Here is a 17,256-nt window from a genome sequence, read left to right as displayed (position 1 = left end):
TCCGAGGCTATGAATATAGCATTAAAACATCGTCCTAGTAGCTTCAAAGATCTAGTAGGTCAAGATATATTAGTGCGTGTATTAGAAAATGCTTTTATTTTAAACAAAATCCCACAATCTATACTGCTCTCTGGTAGTAGTGGAGTTGGTAAAACCACCACTGCAAGGATAATAGCTTTATGTTTGAATTGTTCCCTGGGGCCAATTTTTGAACCTTGCGGATCATGTGAAAATTGTCTAGCAATAAAAAATTCAAGCCATCCAGATGTAATTGAAATCGATGCAGCAAGTCACACTAGCATTGACGATATTAAAGTAATCCTGGGAGATATTTGCTATTCACCTATAAGCTCTAAATTCAAAGTCTACATTATAGATGAAGTACACATGCTATCTAGCAGTGCATTTAACGCATTACTTAAAACCCTAGAAGAGCCACCATCTAGTGTAAAGTTCATTTTAGCAACTACGGAAATAAAAAAGATACCAATAACTATTATTGCACGTTGTCAAAGATTTGATTTACACAACATTCCTGTAGCTAAAATAGTGGAACGTTTAAATGATGTTGCACAAAAAGAGAGTTATTCCATTGAAAAGGGAGCATTAGAATTAATTGCACGACACTCTGGAAATTCAATGCGTAACGCCTTGTTTTTGATGAATCAAGCAGTGCTATATAGCAAAGATGGTGCAATATCCACTAAAAATGTGACAGACATACTTGGCCTAGTGGATAAAGATATTATATTCGATCTATTAGGGGCAATATTAGAAGGTGATTTACAGAAAGCTCTATCAGTGTTTGACAAGGCGGTAAAAACAGCAAACCCACTTAGTATTTTTGAAGGTCTATTGCAAACAATTCAGTTAGTATGCCGTTTTTTGATTACAAAAGAGATTGATAATGCAGTTACAGAGCATGAAAAGAATAGGATAAAAGATTTAAGTATAAAGAGATCTTTAATATTTTTTTCGAGATTGTGGAAGATGTTGCTTAAAGGTATTCAAGATATAAAAACTTCAACATGCAACGATGTTGCTGCTGAAATGATGTTAATTAGCCTCTGTTATCTTTCTGATCTGCCTTCTCCGGAACAGGTGATCAAAAAAGTTCTTTCGCAGAATGTAGAGCAAGGAAATAGACAGGGCAGACCTGTTGCACCTTCCCCCTCTGTCATCCAAGTAGCTGACTACTCGGATCCAAAAAAATATGTGGAAAGTAAACAACAACCCCACTCTGTCATCCCAGTGCGTGACACTGGGATCCATGTGGAAAATAAACAACAAAATTACGATTTTGATAAGATTTTGCAACTATTAAGGCGAAGTAACCAAATTTATCTTTACAAACAACTGTGTAATAATCTACAATTAATAGATTGTAAACCTGGATATTTAAAATTAAAAGCTGTATCTAAGTTGGATAGTAATTTTTGCAATGATTTAAAAAATTACTTAAACCAGGTGACTCAGCAAGAGTGGGTTATTGCAGTTGATACAGGTTATATAAACAGGGAAGTGAGTAATTTAAATTATGCACCTGCAGTTAAGGATATCCTTGACACGTTTAAAGGTGCAAAAGTAGTTAATATAGAAAATAAGGAGTAAGTTGTGGATTTTAGTCAAATAATGAAACAAGCGCAAGAGATGCAAAAAAAGCTTGCAGAAGCTCAAGAAAAATATGTTGGAAAAGAGTTTCAAGGTATTTCTGGTGGTGGCAAAGTTTCTGTATTAGTGGAAGTCATAAAAATAGGTAGCTATAAAGCTAAAAAGGTGAACATAGACTTAGAACTTATGAGAAATGAGGAAAAAGATATAGTAGAGGATTTAGTAACAGCAGCGTTTAATGATGCCGTTAAAAAAGCAGAAGAAGATATGGCGAATGCAACTTCTGATCTTGCAGGTATGATGGGTTTACCATCTGGGTTTAAACTTCCTTTTTGAATTTACTACTGAAGTTTCTTTTAGTGTAAGTATTTTTTTTCTAATATTCCCAACGCTAGTACTTCTTCATATAATGTACCTATACTAGCATAGCCCTACGTCATACCGTGATTCATTCCACAACTGTACAAACATTGCAATATGGCACATAGTAAACGATGTCATTCCAGTCTGGAATCCAGCCTTGCCGTAATCTCATCAAGAACATTGTGTTTTAACATAAAACGGCTACTTTTATGCTTACCAACTTAATAAAATTCCTGGATCCCAGACGGCTTTGTTGCATCACACTTTATGAGATGGTGATTTATGGTAAATTCATGTAACTATCTCAAATTTAGCCATACCAATATCAGTGAATTTATTAAGCAAATAGCATTTGATTAGCAGTTCTTTTTCTCGATTTATCTCAGATTTATTCCTAAAACTAAATCCGAATATTTGCTTTAATCTTGAGAAAAACCCTTCAATATAAGATCTTTTCCCATAATTTACTTCTTTTTTCCATTCTTTCATGCCATCTTCACAGTATAATTTTATTAACCTAATAGCAGCATTCCTGTCAGACATATAATCTATTTCTGGATGTTCTGCCGCATTGTTTATTGGTGGAATTTTTGTCTTTATATCATATTCGTTACACAACTTATAAAACTTGTGCCTATCACATGCTCTATCTGCATATAGTGCTTTTATGGCATGCTGAAAATCAACTTCTTTTAGCAAATCACAAGCTCCATAGTGATCAGAGTAGACACCGTTACTGTATTTTACAGCTATGGCTTTTTTGTTGTTTATATTCAACATTACGTGCAATTTTCTCGTTTGCTCATAGCCACGATATTTTCTGTCAGTGCTATTTTCCTTGCTGTGACCAGGAGTGTTGTTGTATATACTAATTCCTGTACTGTCTATAGCAATTTCGATATCTTCCATATTATTTTTATCAATTCTGCAATCATTTATCTTAATATTAAGTTTCTTAAACCTTCTTGATGCTTGTGAATAGCTGATAACTGCCAAATCTCTTCCTATTTGTTGCAAATACCCTTTTATAAACCCGACTGTTTGTCTTAAACCAATTCTAAAGAAACTGACGATTATATGCACCAAAATCACAACTTTATCACTATAAATATAGTTGCCGCCCTGCATTTTTGGACAATTCTCGTACCAATTTTCTATGGCGTCATTGATATAACAAAAAATGCTTCCTCTTTCTTGGAGAAATTTGTTATATTCATGGCAGTTACTGACTCTCATTTTTTGTGGCATATTTTTTCTTCAACAGTTAAATGGCTATTTATAATGAATTTTGTCAGTAACTGCCAGTTCTTTTCACTTGAGCGATGCAACAAAGCCATCCCAGACTGGGATGACAAGAAGATGGTACTTGGATAAGAGGCATTGCCCTCCTGGTAGGCCCAAATTGCAATGTTCGTACAGTTGTGGATTTCTCATCCGCTAACAAGCAGCGAGATGACGAGGTCTTTCGATAGTAAATCTTACCTGTGTTAGCTATACCAAAAAATCAAAAGTCGTATTTATTCATTAATAAAATCTTTGTCTTCTCCTAAAAATTAGTTAAAATGTAGAATATTTTGTGTTATTAAGTTAGCACTTGACTTAACTTTAGTTGTTACTTAGACTGCTAAAGTGGAATTTTAATTTTTTTTACGAGGACAATTATGCATTATAAAAAGTTTTTTTCAGCAGCCGCTTTAGCAACGTTGCTAAGTTTATCAAACTATGCTTTTTCAGATCCTGTTGGTCCAATAAGTGATGAAGAAACTAGCTACTACGTTCGTTTGCAATACAACGGTGAAGTTTTACCTCTTTTCACAAAAGTTGATAACATGAAAATTAAAAAGGGGACTGATGATGTTGATCCTTTTAAAGCTTCTTTTATAGGAGGTGGTGCCGCATTTGGTTATAAAATGGACGACATTAGAGTTGATATTGAAGGGCTATATTCACAGCTAAACAAGAATGTGAACAATGATGAAGTGCTTACTCCAGATACTGTTGCGGGCAGCTTAACAGCAATTTCAGGGCTAGTTAACGTTTATTACGATATAGCAATTGAAGATATGCCTATCACTCCATATGTTGGTGTTGGTGTTGGTGCAGCGTATATTAGCACTCCTTTGAAAGACGCTGTGAATGATCAAAAAAGTAAATTTGGTTTTGCTGGTCAAGTAAAAGCTGGTGTTAGTTATGATGTAACTCCGGAAGTCAAACTTTATGCTGGAGCTCGTTATTTCGGTTCTTATGGTGCTAATTTCGATAAAAGCGGTGGTGAGAAAGACAAAGGAGGACATACAGTCCTTTACAGCACTGTTGGTGCAGAAGCTGGAGTAGCGTTTAATTTTTAGTCTATCTCAGTCTTGTTATCCCAGTGGGTTTTTTCTTGTCATTCAAGTAGCATGACACTGGGATCTAGAAAAAAGAAATGTGGATTCCAGTGTCAAGGCACTGGAATAACACTATTTGCTATGTGTTTAAGCTATAACGTTTACCATTGTACTGGTAGAATATCATCTAAAGTTACATAATGTTATCCAATTAGCTAACACTGCGGCCTACTGTCTCCAAGAAATTAGATGGAAAATTTGTACTTTTTTCAAATCAAAGCTTGAATTTTTGCTGGAAAATCAATATATTATATGCATGAAGTTTTAATTTAAGTTGTTATGTTGACCTCAATGGCAAACTTATGTGTCGATAGCAGAACCAATCTCATGCAATATATTGCTAGGGTGCAAAAATTTCCTATGCTGTCTCAAGAGGAAGAGGTACGATTAGCAAAAAATTGGAACCAATATAAGGATGTTTCTTCTGCTCATAAATTGATTACCAGCCATTTGAATTTGGTAGTGAAAATTGCAATGAAATTCAAAAATTATGGACTATTGTTGATGGACCTGGTCATGGAAGGAAATATGGGTTTAATGCATGCAGTGAAAAAGTTTAATCCTGATTTAGGGTTTCGTTTTTCAACTTATGCGGTGTGGTGGATTGAAGCTTCAATAAAAGACTTTATATTGAAATCTTGGTCGTTTGTGAAAATAGGCACAACGCAAGCACAAAGAAGATTGTTTTTTAGTTTACGTAAAATAAAAAAAAGAATTTTACAGTATACAAACAGGGAAACCTTAAATAATGAAGAAATAAAAGCAATATCTAATGAGCTTTCTGTATCCGAAGGAGACGTTCTGCAGATGAATTACCGTATGGCTTGTAAGGATCAGTCGCTAAACGATTGCATAAAAATAGGTGATGGCTCTAAAAGGGAGCTACAAGATATGATCCCATGTAACTTGGTTAGTCAAGAAGTAACCTATCAGAATCATGAAGAAAAAGAATTAAAAGAAGCAATTTTAAACAATGCACTAGCGAGCCTCAACGAAAGGGCAAGAGACATTTTTATCAGTAGATATTTGTCTGAAAACATTCAAACTCTGGATGAACTTAGTAAAAAATATTGTGTTTCAAGAGAAAGAATAAGGCAGTTGGCTGAGCAGGCGATGGCTAAGGTAAAACAATATATACAATCTGAAAGTTTGAAATTTTGTTTGCATGCGTAGTTTTTTTATATTTCTAATATTTTTTTCGATAGGCGCTTTTGCATCGGTTAGTGATGTACAATTGAAGGAAAAATATAAAGATTGGCTCGTGTATACTGCATTGGAAGATGGAGAGAAAGTATGTTATATTGTATCCTATCCTAAAAAAAAAAGCGAATATTATACAACCAATCGCAAGCCGTATGTAATGGTTAGTTATGTTGATAAAAAAGCAGATGAGGTAAGCGTTACCTCTGGTTTTCAGTATGATAAGGAGCCTGTAGCTCTCAATATCGACAAAAAAATTAAATATACACTGCCCATAATACAGGGAAGTTTTGCGTGGGCAGAGCATACAAAAATAGATCAAGATCTCATTCTAAAAATGAAGCAGGGATTATCAATGGTAGTTAATGGAAAAACAAAAACAGTGACCATTGATGATACTTATTCCCTACTTGGTTTTCAAAAAGCGTATCAAAAAATGCATGATTTATGCCATACAAAGTAAATTATTGTAACAGAATACCCAGCTATAGTATAAACTAGACTACTCTTTCAATGGAAATATAAATAGCACTTTACTTTATATGGGATGTGGATATCATTTAAAATATATTTTTGAGAGTTAGCAATGTCAGAGGTTGCAGGTGTAGATACAGAAATCAAAAAGCAAAATTCTGTGTGCGAGCAGATGCGTTTTAGCGTGAGCCGCACAAGTCTTTTAAATACATTATCCAGAGTAAGTGGAGTGGTTGAAAGGCGTAATGCAATAGATGTTTTGGCGTGTATAAATATCAAAGCACAACACGGCAGCATAAAATTAATGGCAACTGATCTTGACATTTCAATGTTTGCCTCACTTGCTGCAACCGTATTAACAGAAGGAGAAGTAAAAATTTCAGCGCATACTTTACATGACATAGTGAAGAAGTTACCCGCTGATTTGGATGTCAATTTTGAAGTAAACAACCAAGGAAAATTATTGATGTCTTGCGGAAATGCAAACTTTTCTTTACCGAATGTAGTTTCAAGCAGCTTTCCTGCTCTTGAAGAAGACAATTATAAACATGATTTTATTCTACTAAATACGGACCTGATAGACTTATTAACTAAAACAAAATTTGCTGTATCACTAGATGATACAAGGTATAATTTAAATGGAATATATCTACATACAGATGAGCAGTTTCTGTACTGCGTTGCAACTGATGGCCATCGTTTATCATGTATAAAGAGGCCAAAGCCTGGGAACATCAATGGCGAATTTGGTGTGATCATTCCACGTAAAACTGTTATGGAGCTGTTAAAAATATTGGACGATTGTAATGAAATTAATGTAAAACTCTCAGACAGAAAAATCAAGTTTACATGCGGTGAATATATTCTAATATCAAAATTAATAGATGGAACTTTTCCAAATTATAAAGCAGTTATTCCAGCATCTCAAGATAAGCATATGATTATTGAAAGTAAAAAACTTTCAGATGTTATAGATCGAGTTTCCGTTGTTGTATCTGATAAAGTAAAATCTATTAAATTCTCACTACAAGAAAAGCTGCTAACTCTGCATTCAAACTCCCAAGAGTGCAGTGATGCAACTGAATCCATAGAAGTGGACTACAATGAAGCCCCTATAGAAATAGGGTTCAACTCGCGTTATTTGCTTGATGTTCTATCTTGCATAAAAAATAAATGTAAGTTTAGCTTAGCCGATGGTAATAGTGCTACAATTATCACTGATGAAGATGATTCAAGTGTATTATATGTAGTGATGCCAATGAGAACTTAAACTCGTCATCTCGCTGCTTGTTAGCGAGATCTGGAGATACTGCGGCGGTATGGAACTTATTTCACTAAGAACGTTACTTTTTATTAAATTAGTAATCTATCTTTACCAAATACAAGCCAAAAGGCGGCGCGGTAACCCCAGCAGCACTTCTTTTGCATTGGCTTAATATATGTAGCATTTCTTGCGGATTGGTTCTATTTTTTCCAAATTCAACTAAAGTACCCGCAATAATCCTCACTTGGTTATGTAAAAAGGAAATAGCAGATATTTTGATGTGTATATGATTCCCGTTTTGTACTATATCGATATCATCAATTGTTCTTATCGGATTTGCGGCGTGACAATCTTTTGAACGGAAACTTGAAAGGTCATGTTTTCCAAGTAGATGTTTAGCAGCTTCACGCATAATATTTACATCAAGTGGACTAAACACTTGCCATACATAACCTGTCTCCAGAGCGGCAGGAGCATAGCGATTAACTATTCTGTATTCGTAATATCTTTTTTTTGCTGAAAACCGTGCGTGAAACGCATCATCTACAACTTCTACATTGAGCACGACTATAGGAATTGATTTTAAATGATAATTTATTGCATTTCTTATTCTATAAAGCTCAAATTCCTTTTCCATATCAAAATGAGCAACTTGTCCTAAAGCATGAACCCCTGCATCAGTCCTGCCACCACAGTACAAGGCAATTTTCTCACCACTAAAATTAAATATAGCATTTTCTATCTTCTCCTGGATTGAGTTAGCAGAGTGTTGCTGTTTTTGCCAACCAGAGAAATTACTACCATTATATTCTACCGTTATTTTGTATCGCACTGCATTACATCAAGCTCTATCTAAAATAGTCATTTTCTATCTTAACATAATTTATGGTCAAGCCTACAGTGCTGCCACTCCCATAAAGTAGTTCGTCCAATCTTAAATCTTGCTGCCACTGCTTCTCTGCTTTCTCCTTCGTCTAGCGCCTCCATTGCTTTTTTTCTTAAATCATAACTATATGCTGCTGGCATTCAACCTCCTTATCATTATCTATCCTTATCACATCCGGACTTCTATGAAAAGAGCTATAAATCGTGAAAAAGAACTGCTCATTAAGTGCTATTTGCTTAATAAATTTACTGACATTGGTATGGCTAAATTCGAAATGGCTACATGAATTTATCGTAAATTATTACCGTATAAGGTACGATGCGACAAAGCCATCCCAGTGTCAGCTACTCGGATGACACCGTCATAAAGGAACCAGTGTTAGCTACTTGGATGACAACCATTGTGCTTGAGGCAAAATTGACTATCACTTCTTTTTATAGAGCTTGCTCCAAACTTTGTTGTTAGTTAATACAAAAAACACTGTTAAAATTATAAAATACGCCACTACTTTTAATCCAAGTTTATGCCGGCGCTCTAATTCTGGCTCTGCTGCCCATTGTAAAAAATTTATCACATCATACGCCATATTTTCAACTGTGGCTTGCCTTGCACCATCATATTCCACCATTCCTTCAGAAAGTGGTGGCGCCATAGCTAATCTGCCTGTTGGAAAATACGAATTAAAATATAAATCATTTTCATCGTGTTCGCCGTTTTGATAGCCTGTTAACAATGAATAGACATAATTTGCACCATCATGCCTTGCTTTAATAATTAATGATAAGTCTGGTGGGACTGCACCATTGTTGCTTGCTGCAGCTGCTTCTTTTGTATCAAAAGGCGCAATAAAATAATCCGAAGGTACTCCAGGTCTGTCAAACATTTCACCCAAATCATTCGGACCATCTTTAACTTGATAAGAAGCTGCTATTTGTTTTACATCTTCTTCAGAAAAACCGACATCTTGCAAATTACGAAATGCTACCCTATTCATTGAATGACAAGCAGCACAGACTTCTTTATACACTTTATAGCCACGCTGAATTGACTCTCTATCGAAAGATCCGACAATTCCATCAAATTTCCAGTCTATTTTCTTATTTGGTGATGATTTAAATTCTTCTGCAGATATAAGACTAGATAGAAATAACATGCAGAAGATTGCAAATACATTAGATCCCATGCATAACCACTGTTTTAGTAAATTTCGAATTGATGTCATGCAAGTAGCTGACACTGGAATCCAGCTTATTTCATCACTGACATTATGGTTATCATGCACTCCTAGAATCTGTTGTCCATTGCATGATTTGTAAGTATTTTTATACCTGGATCCCAGTGTCAAGCACTGGGATGACAACGGAAGATAGTGGAATGACACTGTGTGTTGTATACAACGTTCATACAATTGTGTACATGATGCTGGAATCCATTTATTTTTTTTCTGGATCCCAGTGTCAAGTACTGGGATGACAAAAGAGAGCTCTGGGATGACAGAGAATTTTGTAAGAGATCTGCTTTGAATTGACATCACCTCATCTCCGGCACAGAATCACTTAAGGTTTTTGGTGGTTCTTTTGGCTTTTCATACTTACTAAGCAGTGGTAAAACTATCACAAAGTATGCAAAGTAATAAAGAGTAGATAGCCTACTCATAGTGATGTAAGGCTCTTTTACCTCTTGTCCTCCAAGCCAGGCAAGAAGTACAAAATTTATTGCAAAAACCCAAAAAAATTTCTTAAACACCGGGCGATAAGCACCACTTTTAACTTTTGATTTATCAAGCCAAGGTAACAAAAACCACACTAAAATAGACGCAAACATGGTAAGCACACCAGTAAGTTTATCTGGAATTGAACGTAGCATTGCATAAAAAGGTAAAAAATACCACTCTGGCACTATATGTACCGGAGTGACCATAGAATCAGCTTCTATATAATTGTCTGGATGCCCAAGATAATTGGGAGCATAGAAAACAAATGCGAACAAAACTACAAAAAACAGACCAAAAGTTATGCAATCCTTGACTATATAATAAGGATAGAGAGGGATGGTATCCTTATCTGATTTTACCTCCACTCCACTTGGGTTACCAGAGCCAAACCTATGCAGAGCTATCACATGAAGCATAGCTAAAGCAATAATAACAAAAGGCAGAAGATAATGCAGAGCGAAAAAACGGTTAAGTGTTGGGTTATCCACTGAAAAACCACCCCATAACCATATAACTATTTTATTGCCAATTAAAGGTATAGCAGAAAATAAGTTGGTTATAACTGTTGCACCCCAGAAACTCATTTGTCCCCAAGGCAATACATATCCCATAAAGGCAGTTGCCATCATTGCAAAAAATATAAATATTCCAATAAACCACACCATCTCTCTCGGTCTTTTATAAGATCCGTAATATAATCCACGCATTATATGAACATAGACTACCATAAAGAAGAGCGATGCTCCAACAGCGTGAGTGTAGCGTATTAACCACCCGTAATTCACATCTCGCATTATGCGCTCTACACTATTAAACGCATAATCAACATGCGGAGTGTAGTGCATAGCAAGAAATATACCTGTTATTATTTGTAAAATCAGCGCTATACCAGCCAAAGAGCCAAAGTTCCAAGCATAATTTAAGTTTTTTGGCACTTGGTAAGAAGCAGTGTGTCTTAGAAAAGAAAATATAGGCAATCTATATTCTATCCATCCTAATATGCCTTTTTCTTCTTTTATTGTTTCTTTTTTGTTATCTTCCTGCATAACTTAAACCTTTCTGAACAGATGTCCATTGCTACTTTTATCTTATTTTTTTATTGTAGCAACTTATCCTTTACGCACAAATAAAAACTTTAAAGCAATATTAATTACCTCTTCAGCAACCTGTCACGTGCTGCGTTTAATTTTTGTGCAAAATATTCCGAGCCTCCTTTATCTGGGTGAACTAATTTCATTAAATTTTGATATGCTTTATTGATTTCATTTTGGTTCGCTCCAGAATCTATTCCTAGCACTTTAAATGCTCCATCTCTGAACATGTTACTACTACCAGACTAGTATGATTTTGTCTTGTAAATTTATTCAACAACCCTATTCTAACTATATAATGAAAAATTATCTACAAAGTGTTTATGAAGATGGTATGAAAATCCAACTATCTAAAGTCAACAAATATTTATTAGTTTTACTGATTACTGTCTCAGCATTTCTCATATCTGGGCAAGTATCCAGTTCAAGCAATATCGAGAATGATTTTCAAGATTTACAAGAAAAATTACCATTATTGAAAGATCAGGATTTGTTATTTTTAGATCCAGCTTCAGCTTTAAATTATGGTGATAGGGCAGGTAAAAAAGTGTTGATGGTTATAGTTCACCATACTGAAACATCAACACTAAAAGGTACAAAAGATACGCTGAATGCTAGAGGATTGTCAGTTCATTTTATTGTCGATAGGGATGGCAGCATCACCTTAATGGTTCCATTAGAGAAAGAAGCATGGCATGCTGGTATTAGTTATGCAAGAGTTAAGGTAGATAGTAAGCTTGAAGAGTTACGGAAGCTTAACAACTATTCTGTAGGTATTGAAATTGTAAACACAGGACTTGAGCCTTTTCCGGAAGAGCAAATGAGGTCCGTTAAAGAGCTGATTTTATACCTTATGGAGCGTTTTAAAATTAAAAGGGATATGATATTTAGTCATTCTGAAATAGGAACTATAGTGTATGATCCAGAGCTTGGCTATACAATGCGTAAACCAGATCCACACAAATTGTTTGATTGGGAGTTATTAGAGAAAAATGAAATTGGATTGCACATAAGTGACAGAATAAACCCTAAAGATGCTAAACACAAAATGGGCAAAACATTGTATAAAGCAGGTGATAGAAATGAAGGTATTTTGAAATTAAAACAAAGGCTGAACAGATTTTTCTATAAGATAGAACCTTGGAATGATAAGAAAGGTAATGTAATTTTTCCTGATAATAAGGCTGATTACTCAGATGAGTTTGATGAGAATTTTGTATGGGTTATTTATCAGTTTTCAATACATAATTTACCAAGAGAAATTAGAAAAGATCTACCTCTTAAACTAGAACAAGCAGATATATTTCCTGAATTCTTTAGTGAATATAGTCATGGCATTTCTTCTAGTTATCTAACCTTTAGTGAAAAAATTAAATCGACTCTACAACCATGTTTAAGCAAAGTAGATTATGAGAATTTATTATCTTCTCTTGTACAATATGAGAATAACATTTCTCCTGATGCATCTACCACTTTAATGTACAAAATTAAGTTATACTATGATTCTTATTTAAGATATCGCATATGGTCTTCACTCTATAAACCATTTAAGCTTAATGTATTGGAAGAGTTAGAGATTTTAAAGAGTGGAGTGTTATCTTTAAAATCACTAGATAGCTCTAAAGCTGCAGAAGTTTCCAGTTTAATTGATAGCTTTAAAGTAGATATTTCTTTAGAATTTCAGGGTTTTGAAAAACAGTGGTTTCAGGAGTTTAAGAATGCTTGGAGACAAGAATTTATACCTTCCCTGGAAGAACAGATAACATGGACTGCACTACATGAAGCAATATTGGAGTATTTAGAAAAAGCAAAGGAAGAAATTCGTTAAACGAAAACTTTTTTTAAGATCACTTTTTTAACAATTTATCACGTGCCGCATTTAGCTTTTGCGCAAAATATTCCGAGCCTCCCTTATCTGGGTGAACTAATTTCATTAAATTTTGATATGCTTTATTGATTTCATTTTGACTTGCCTCAGGATTCAGCCCCAGTATCTTTAATGCTTCATCCTTGGACATGTTATCACCAGTGTAATTTTCAGTATAACTTCTACTGCTACTAAATTCGTTCAAAAACTTACTCAATATAGAGTTCATCATGAAACTCATATTATTTTTTTTTGTCAGGAAAAGAAAAAATACAACAACGCTAGGCAAGACAAATGTATAGCATTTCTCATAATAGTCCGAACAGGTCATAGGAAGGCAGAATCAACAGCACGACGAAAGGATTCGAATAGAGGAATGTTTTTCCTGGCTCTGTTTTTTATAGCAAACCAATGATGCTCAATTTTGTTGAAATCTGGAGAATAAGGCGGCAGATACAAAATTTCTGCACCAACCCCTTTAGCAAGCTCGATAATCTTATCAGACTTATGAAAAGTAGCATTGTCAAGAATGACAGTCTGTCCAGGTTCCAAGATCGGTGTCAAAAATTGCTCAAACCATCCATTAAAAACATCCATATTACAGTGGCCTTCAAAGGTTAACGGAACAACTATCTTTCTTCCACTTAAGGCTGCAACCATACTGATTCGTTGAGTTTTCTTTCCAGATTTTAAGGCATAAAACCGCTGTCCTTTCTGGCAATATCCGTAGGGGTAGTCTTCGGTGTTATCAATGCCAGACTCATCTATATACACTAAGTTTTTAGGTTCTTTTGTCGCTATAATTTTCAAAAATTCAGCACGTTTTTCTTCGTTTCTTTCCTTGTATCCATATGTCTTTTTTTGCGCGTAAATCCAATTTTTTTAAGGGCTCGATAGATCGTTTGGATACTAACGTTGTTCCAAAGTTTAGCCATTTCCGATAGAGTCTTTCCTCCGTGTTCTCTGGCAAATTTGGCAAAGGTATCCCAGTCGGTAATTTTGTGATTGTAACCCCCATTTCCAAGTTTTTTTGATTGAAAGTCTCCTGTTTCTTTTCTTCTTTGCTGCCACTCCCATAAAGTAGTTCGTCCAATCTTAAATCTTGCTGCCACTGTTTCTCTGCTTTCTCCTTCGTCTAGCGCTTCCATTGCTTTTTTTCTTAAATCATAACTATATGCTGCTGGCATTCAACCTCCTTATCATCATCTACCCTTATCCTATCACATCCGGACTTTTATGGAAAGAGCTATAATTACTATGAATACTAAAAAAAGAAAAAAGATGAATGACATGTATATTTTTTTATCATTTTATGATTAAATAGTAACAATTATAATTGTCATGGTAAATAACATGTTCATCCAGATTGAAGAAACACCAAACCCAAATACGCTAAAATTCCTTCCTGGATTTGAAATTTTAAACGAAGGAGAAACGGCTGATTTTTCAAATGCAAATGAGATAAAAAATTCTAAACTAGCAGCAAATCTTTTTCAAATAGAACATGTGGTAAGAGTGTTTTTTGGTCATGATTTTATTTCAGTAACAAAATTGGGTGGAATTAATTGGGATACATTAAAAGTAGAAATTTTAACTACAATCATGGATCACTTTACTTCAGGTGGAAAAGCACTAGATAAAGAAGGAGTAAATGATAATAATATACCGGATGAAGAATTTTTTGATAAAAATGATATAGAAATTGTAAATAGAATAAAAGAATTAATGGAAAGTTATATCAAACCTGCAGTTGCTCAAGATGGTGGCGATATCAAATTTCGTGGCTATAAAGACGGGATAGTTTATGTTGAGTTACAAGGAGCTTGCTCTGGATGCCCAAGTGCTGCAATTACTTTAAAGCAAGGAGTGCAAAATATGCTGAGCTACCACATACCAGAGATTGCAGGTATAGAGACCACACTATGACTAATCAAACGGTTAGAGGAACAAAAGATCTCCTGTTTGATGAATGGTACAAGTTTAAACACATAGAGCAAACAGCAAGCAGAATCTCAAATCTATATGGCTTTTTGCCTGCTCAAACTCCGATATTTGAATACACGGAGGTTTTTACAAAAACCTTAGGTGATAGCTCAGATATCATCACTAAAGAGATGTATAGCTTCAATGATAAAGGGGGAAAGAGCATAACTTTACGTCCTGAGTTCACTGCAGCGATTGTCAGGCTACTCATTGAAAAAAAACTGCAAACACCGATAAAATTATTCTCAACAGGACCTGCATTTCGCTATGAAAGACCGCAAAAGGGAAGACAAAGGCAATTTCATCAGATAAATTTTGAGGTTTTTGGCATAGAAGATCCAAAAGCTGATATTGAATTGATATCACTCGCTCAGCACTTACTAACTGAATTTGGCATCAATAAAAATGTAAAGCTGGAAATCAACTCTTTAGGTGATGGTGAAACAATAACTAAATATAGAGAAGCTTTGATCTTATACTTTACAAAGTATCAAAATGATCTATCAGAAGATAGCAAAAATAGGTTGATCAAAAACCCACTCAGAATACTGGATTCCAAGGACGAGAAAGATAAATCAATAATTTCTGATGCGCCCAAAATCAGCAATTATTATACGAAAGAGTCCTCAGATTTCTTTGAACAAATACTAAATGGATTAACAATTCTTGATATACCTTATACCGTAAACAATAAACTAGTTCGAGGTTTGGATTATTATTGCCACACAGTGTTTGAGTTTGTTACAGAGGATTTAGGTGCACAAGGGGCAGTTTTTGCCGGTGGAAGATACGATAATTTAGTATCTTCAGTAGGTGGAAAACACACTCCAGCAATAGGATTTGCAGGGGGTATTGAGCGCATAATGGAGTTAATCAATTATTCTCCGAAAGAAGAGCGACCTATTTACCTAATTCCAATCGGTAGAGAGGCTGAAAAACATGCTTTAACACTTGCAAATGAATTGCGCAGAAATGGTTTATATGTAATCTATGAATATAGCGGAACGCTCAGAACCCGAATGAAAAAAGCAAATCAAGCAAATGCTAAAGCTGCTTTAATTTTTGGCGATGAAGAATTGAATAGTAAAACTTTAAAGATTAAAAACATGGATACAGGTGAAGAAAAAATAATTGCTCGCGATAACACAATAGAAAACATCTAATTAGGAGCAATGCAAATGTTTTTCTCAGTCAGCTATAGAAGAAAATTCGTCTGCACAAGAATTTTTCATAGTATTCAAAGTATCATAATCTGTAAAATCTAATTTTACCGGTGTAATAGTAATAAATCCTTCTTTTATTTTATTTATACTACCACTGCCTGAGTGCTCTCGAGACCAATTTAAGCTAAAAGAGCCATTCGAATTTTCAGTAAAAATTAAATCCCCATCAATGTTATATTCACCTTGTTCAGCAAATTCTACTCCTTTTACTTTTTCCGTAGCAGGAAAATTTACACTCATCACTATGTTTTTAGGCCAACCAACCTTAACTAGCTTGGCAATAACCTTTGGTGCAAAAACCTTTGTATTGTGCCAGTCTATTTTATCATGATAAACTTGGCTTAGCGCAATAGAAGGTATAGACCTTGCAGCACCTTCCATTACAGCACCAATTGTTCCTGAATAACAAATATCGTCCCCGACATTTGATCCAATATTTACTCCGGACAATATTAAGTCTGGTTTTTTATTCATAACTTTATTTAGCGCAATAATGACACAATCTGCAGGAGTACCAGACACACTAAATTCCCTTTCACTATGTTGTTTTATTCCAATAGATTGTTTCACTGGATAATCAAGAGATCTTGCAGCTCCGCTTCTATCAGTATCTGGTGCCACTATCCATATTTCTGGCGCAAAATTCCGTGCAATCTCTTCGAGTAATTTTATTCCTTCACTTCCAAAGCCATCATCGTTTGTTATCAATATTATCATATACAATACTCAGCTATACAGTTCCAAATTATGTAAACCACTGGCTGTAAATAAACTCATGAGGCTTTAAGTTTCTTTGCATAACTGTGGACTGTAACAAAGAACCTGCTGTAAATCAATAGATTTCTTGCACAGGCCATAACTGTCATTACAATAGAAATGAAAAAACTTACTTGACAAACTCCGCCAGCCCCCTTATCATGAAACTGAAGTTATTTATTTATCTTCGCAATCTGTGCAGGTTAATGACAAAAAACTTAGGGTATTTGGCGTCTCATGTTTAATTTTTCGCACTACGTGCATCGCATGTCTTTAAAAATTTTTAGGTTTTTACCTATATAAGCCGAAACGCGCTTACAAAGCGTTTAAGACAGCAAAAAACGTCAAATTGACAAGGGAGAATTTGAATGCTAGCTACTACGGGGTTTCTTTGCCTTTTTTCCTGCTTAGTAAATTTCTTAAACACTTGCGGTGTA

Annotated in this window: 17 protein-coding genes and 1 pseudogene; 9 read left to right on the top strand and 9 right to left on the bottom strand. The window is 34.9% G+C overall.

All coding sequences use genetic code 11. The features are described 5' to 3' along the window. Positions 1-9: 9 nt before the first annotated feature. Together dnaX and AAGD84_RS07030 are read left to right on the top strand one after the other, a co-directional pair. A complete protein-coding gene (dnaX, locus tag AAGD84_RS07035) occupies positions 10-1,611 on the top strand; it encodes a DNA polymerase III subunit gamma/tau (protein ID WP_012673353.1) in 1,602 nt (533 codons plus the stop codon). Positions 1,612-1,614: 3 nt separating this feature from the next. After that, the gene (locus AAGD84_RS07030; protein WP_010963017.1) at positions 1,615-1,947 is read left to right on the top strand and encodes a YbaB/EbfC family nucleoid-associated protein; all 333 of its coding nucleotides are present in this window, start codon (positions 1,615-1,617) and stop codon (positions 1,945-1,947) included. 318 nt (positions 1,948-2,265) lie between these two features. Here the strand turns inward: AAGD84_RS07030 and AAGD84_RS07025 are convergent, their stop codons facing one another. Then, entirely contained in the window at positions 2,266-3,222 is a 957-nt protein-coding gene (locus AAGD84_RS07025; RefSeq protein ID WP_341817994.1) for an IS5 family transposase, read from the bottom strand. Positions 3,223-3,635: 413 nt separating this feature from the next. Between AAGD84_RS07025 and AAGD84_RS07020 the strand changes: the two genes are divergently transcribed. The 4 genes from AAGD84_RS07020 to dnaN all read left to right on the top strand — a co-directional run bounded on the left by AAGD84_RS07020 (position 3,636) and on the right by dnaN (position 7,305). Then, positions 3,636-4,322: an acyloxyacyl hydrolase gene (locus tag AAGD84_RS07020; protein ID WP_341817993.1), complete on the top strand. Its 687-nt coding sequence runs from the start codon at positions 3,636-3,638 to the stop codon at positions 4,320-4,322. A gap of 318 nt (positions 4,323-4,640) precedes the next feature. Further along, positions 4,641-5,534, top strand: a complete 894-nt coding sequence (locus AAGD84_RS07015; RefSeq protein ID WP_341817992.1) for an RNA polymerase factor sigma-32 — start codon at positions 4,641-4,643, stop codon at positions 5,532-5,534. Beyond that, positions 5,527-6,024: an invasion associated locus B family protein gene (locus AAGD84_RS07010; RefSeq protein WP_006279310.1), complete on the top strand. Its 498-nt coding sequence runs from the start codon at positions 5,527-5,529 to the stop codon at positions 6,022-6,024. The genes AAGD84_RS07015 and AAGD84_RS07010 overlap by 8 nt, the downstream gene beginning before the upstream one ends. A 123-nt stretch (positions 6,025-6,147) precedes the next feature. Continuing rightward, on the top strand, positions 6,148-7,305 hold the full coding sequence (gene dnaN / locus AAGD84_RS07005) for a DNA polymerase III subunit beta (protein ID WP_264719014.1): 1,158 nt from the start codon (positions 6,148-6,150) through the stop codon (positions 7,303-7,305). Between the two features lie 88 nt (positions 7,306-7,393). Here the strand turns inward: dnaN and truA are convergent, their stop codons facing one another. From truA to AAGD84_RS06980, 5 genes and pseudogenes are all read right to left on the bottom strand, one after another. Beyond that, positions 7,394-8,131, bottom strand: a complete 738-nt coding sequence (truA, locus tag AAGD84_RS07000) for a tRNA pseudouridine(38-40) synthase TruA (RefSeq protein WP_264719016.1) — start codon at positions 8,129-8,131, stop codon at positions 7,394-7,396. A 71-nt stretch (positions 8,132-8,202) separates the two neighbouring features. Beyond that, positions 8,203-8,325, bottom strand: a pseudogene (locus AAGD84_RS06995) (IS630 transposase-related protein); the annotation flags it as partial. A 284-nt stretch (positions 8,326-8,609) separates the two neighbouring features. After that, a complete protein-coding gene (locus AAGD84_RS06990; protein WP_010963022.1) occupies positions 8,610-9,368 on the bottom strand; it encodes a cytochrome c1 in 759 nt (252 codons plus the stop codon). A gap of 347 nt (positions 9,369-9,715) precedes the next feature. Then, entirely contained in the window at positions 9,716-10,945 is a 1,230-nt protein-coding gene (locus tag AAGD84_RS06985; protein WP_006280242.1) for a cytochrome b, read from the bottom strand. 104 nt (positions 10,946-11,049) lie between these two features. Beyond that, a complete protein-coding gene (locus AAGD84_RS06980; RefSeq protein ID WP_010082675.1) occupies positions 11,050-11,220 on the bottom strand; it encodes a J domain-containing protein in 171 nt (56 codons plus the stop codon). 68 nt (positions 11,221-11,288) lie between these two features. On the opposite strand from AAGD84_RS06980, the gene AAGD84_RS06975 reads away from it, so the two are divergent. Further along, entirely contained in the window at positions 11,289-12,818 is a 1,530-nt protein-coding gene (locus AAGD84_RS06975; RefSeq protein ID WP_341817991.1) for an N-acetylmuramoyl-L-alanine amidase, read from the top strand. Between the two features lie 19 nt (positions 12,819-12,837). On the opposite strand, the gene AAGD84_RS06970 is transcribed toward AAGD84_RS06975, so the two are convergent. Together AAGD84_RS06970 and AAGD84_RS06965 are read right to left on the bottom strand one after the other, a co-directional pair. Beyond that, positions 12,838-13,098, bottom strand: a complete 261-nt coding sequence (locus AAGD84_RS06970) for a J domain-containing protein (protein WP_227738613.1) — start codon at positions 13,096-13,098, stop codon at positions 12,838-12,840. A gap of 86 nt (positions 13,099-13,184) precedes the next feature. Continuing rightward, positions 13,185-14,044 (bottom strand): IS630 family transposase gene (locus AAGD84_RS06965; protein ID WP_264705388.1). Its coding sequence is split into 2 segments (ribosomal slippage): positions 13,185-13,720 and positions 13,720-14,044, totalling 861 coding nucleotides; the frame shifts between segments, so codons are not numbered across the junction. Positions 14,045-14,210: 166 nt separating this feature from the next. Here AAGD84_RS06965 and AAGD84_RS06960 point away from each other — a divergent pair. Further along, positions 14,211-14,783, top strand: a complete 573-nt coding sequence (locus AAGD84_RS06960; RefSeq protein WP_151807847.1) for a NifU family protein — start codon at positions 14,211-14,213, stop codon at positions 14,781-14,783. Then, the gene (hisS, locus tag AAGD84_RS06955; RefSeq protein ID WP_264723004.1) at positions 14,780-16,003 is read left to right on the top strand and encodes a histidine--tRNA ligase; all 1,224 of its coding nucleotides are present in this window, start codon (positions 14,780-14,782) and stop codon (positions 16,001-16,003) included. The genes AAGD84_RS06960 and hisS overlap by 4 nt, the downstream gene beginning before the upstream one ends. A gap of 24 nt (positions 16,004-16,027) precedes the next feature. On the opposite strand, the gene surE is transcribed toward hisS, so the two are convergent. Then, positions 16,028-16,780 (bottom strand): 5'/3'-nucleotidase SurE, encoded by a 753-nt coding sequence (gene surE / locus AAGD84_RS06950; RefSeq protein WP_264723003.1) that lies wholly within the window; start codon positions 16,778-16,780, stop codon positions 16,028-16,030. Between the last annotated feature and the right edge of the window lie 476 nt (positions 16,781-17,256).

The sequence above is a fragment of the Wolbachia endosymbiont (group A) of Andrena fulva genome, from assembly GCF_964026815.1.
Classification (GTDB): domain Bacteria; phylum Pseudomonadota; class Alphaproteobacteria; order Rickettsiales; family Anaplasmataceae; genus Wolbachia; species Wolbachia pipientis.
This window is presented reverse-complemented; position numbering and strand designations above follow the sequence as displayed.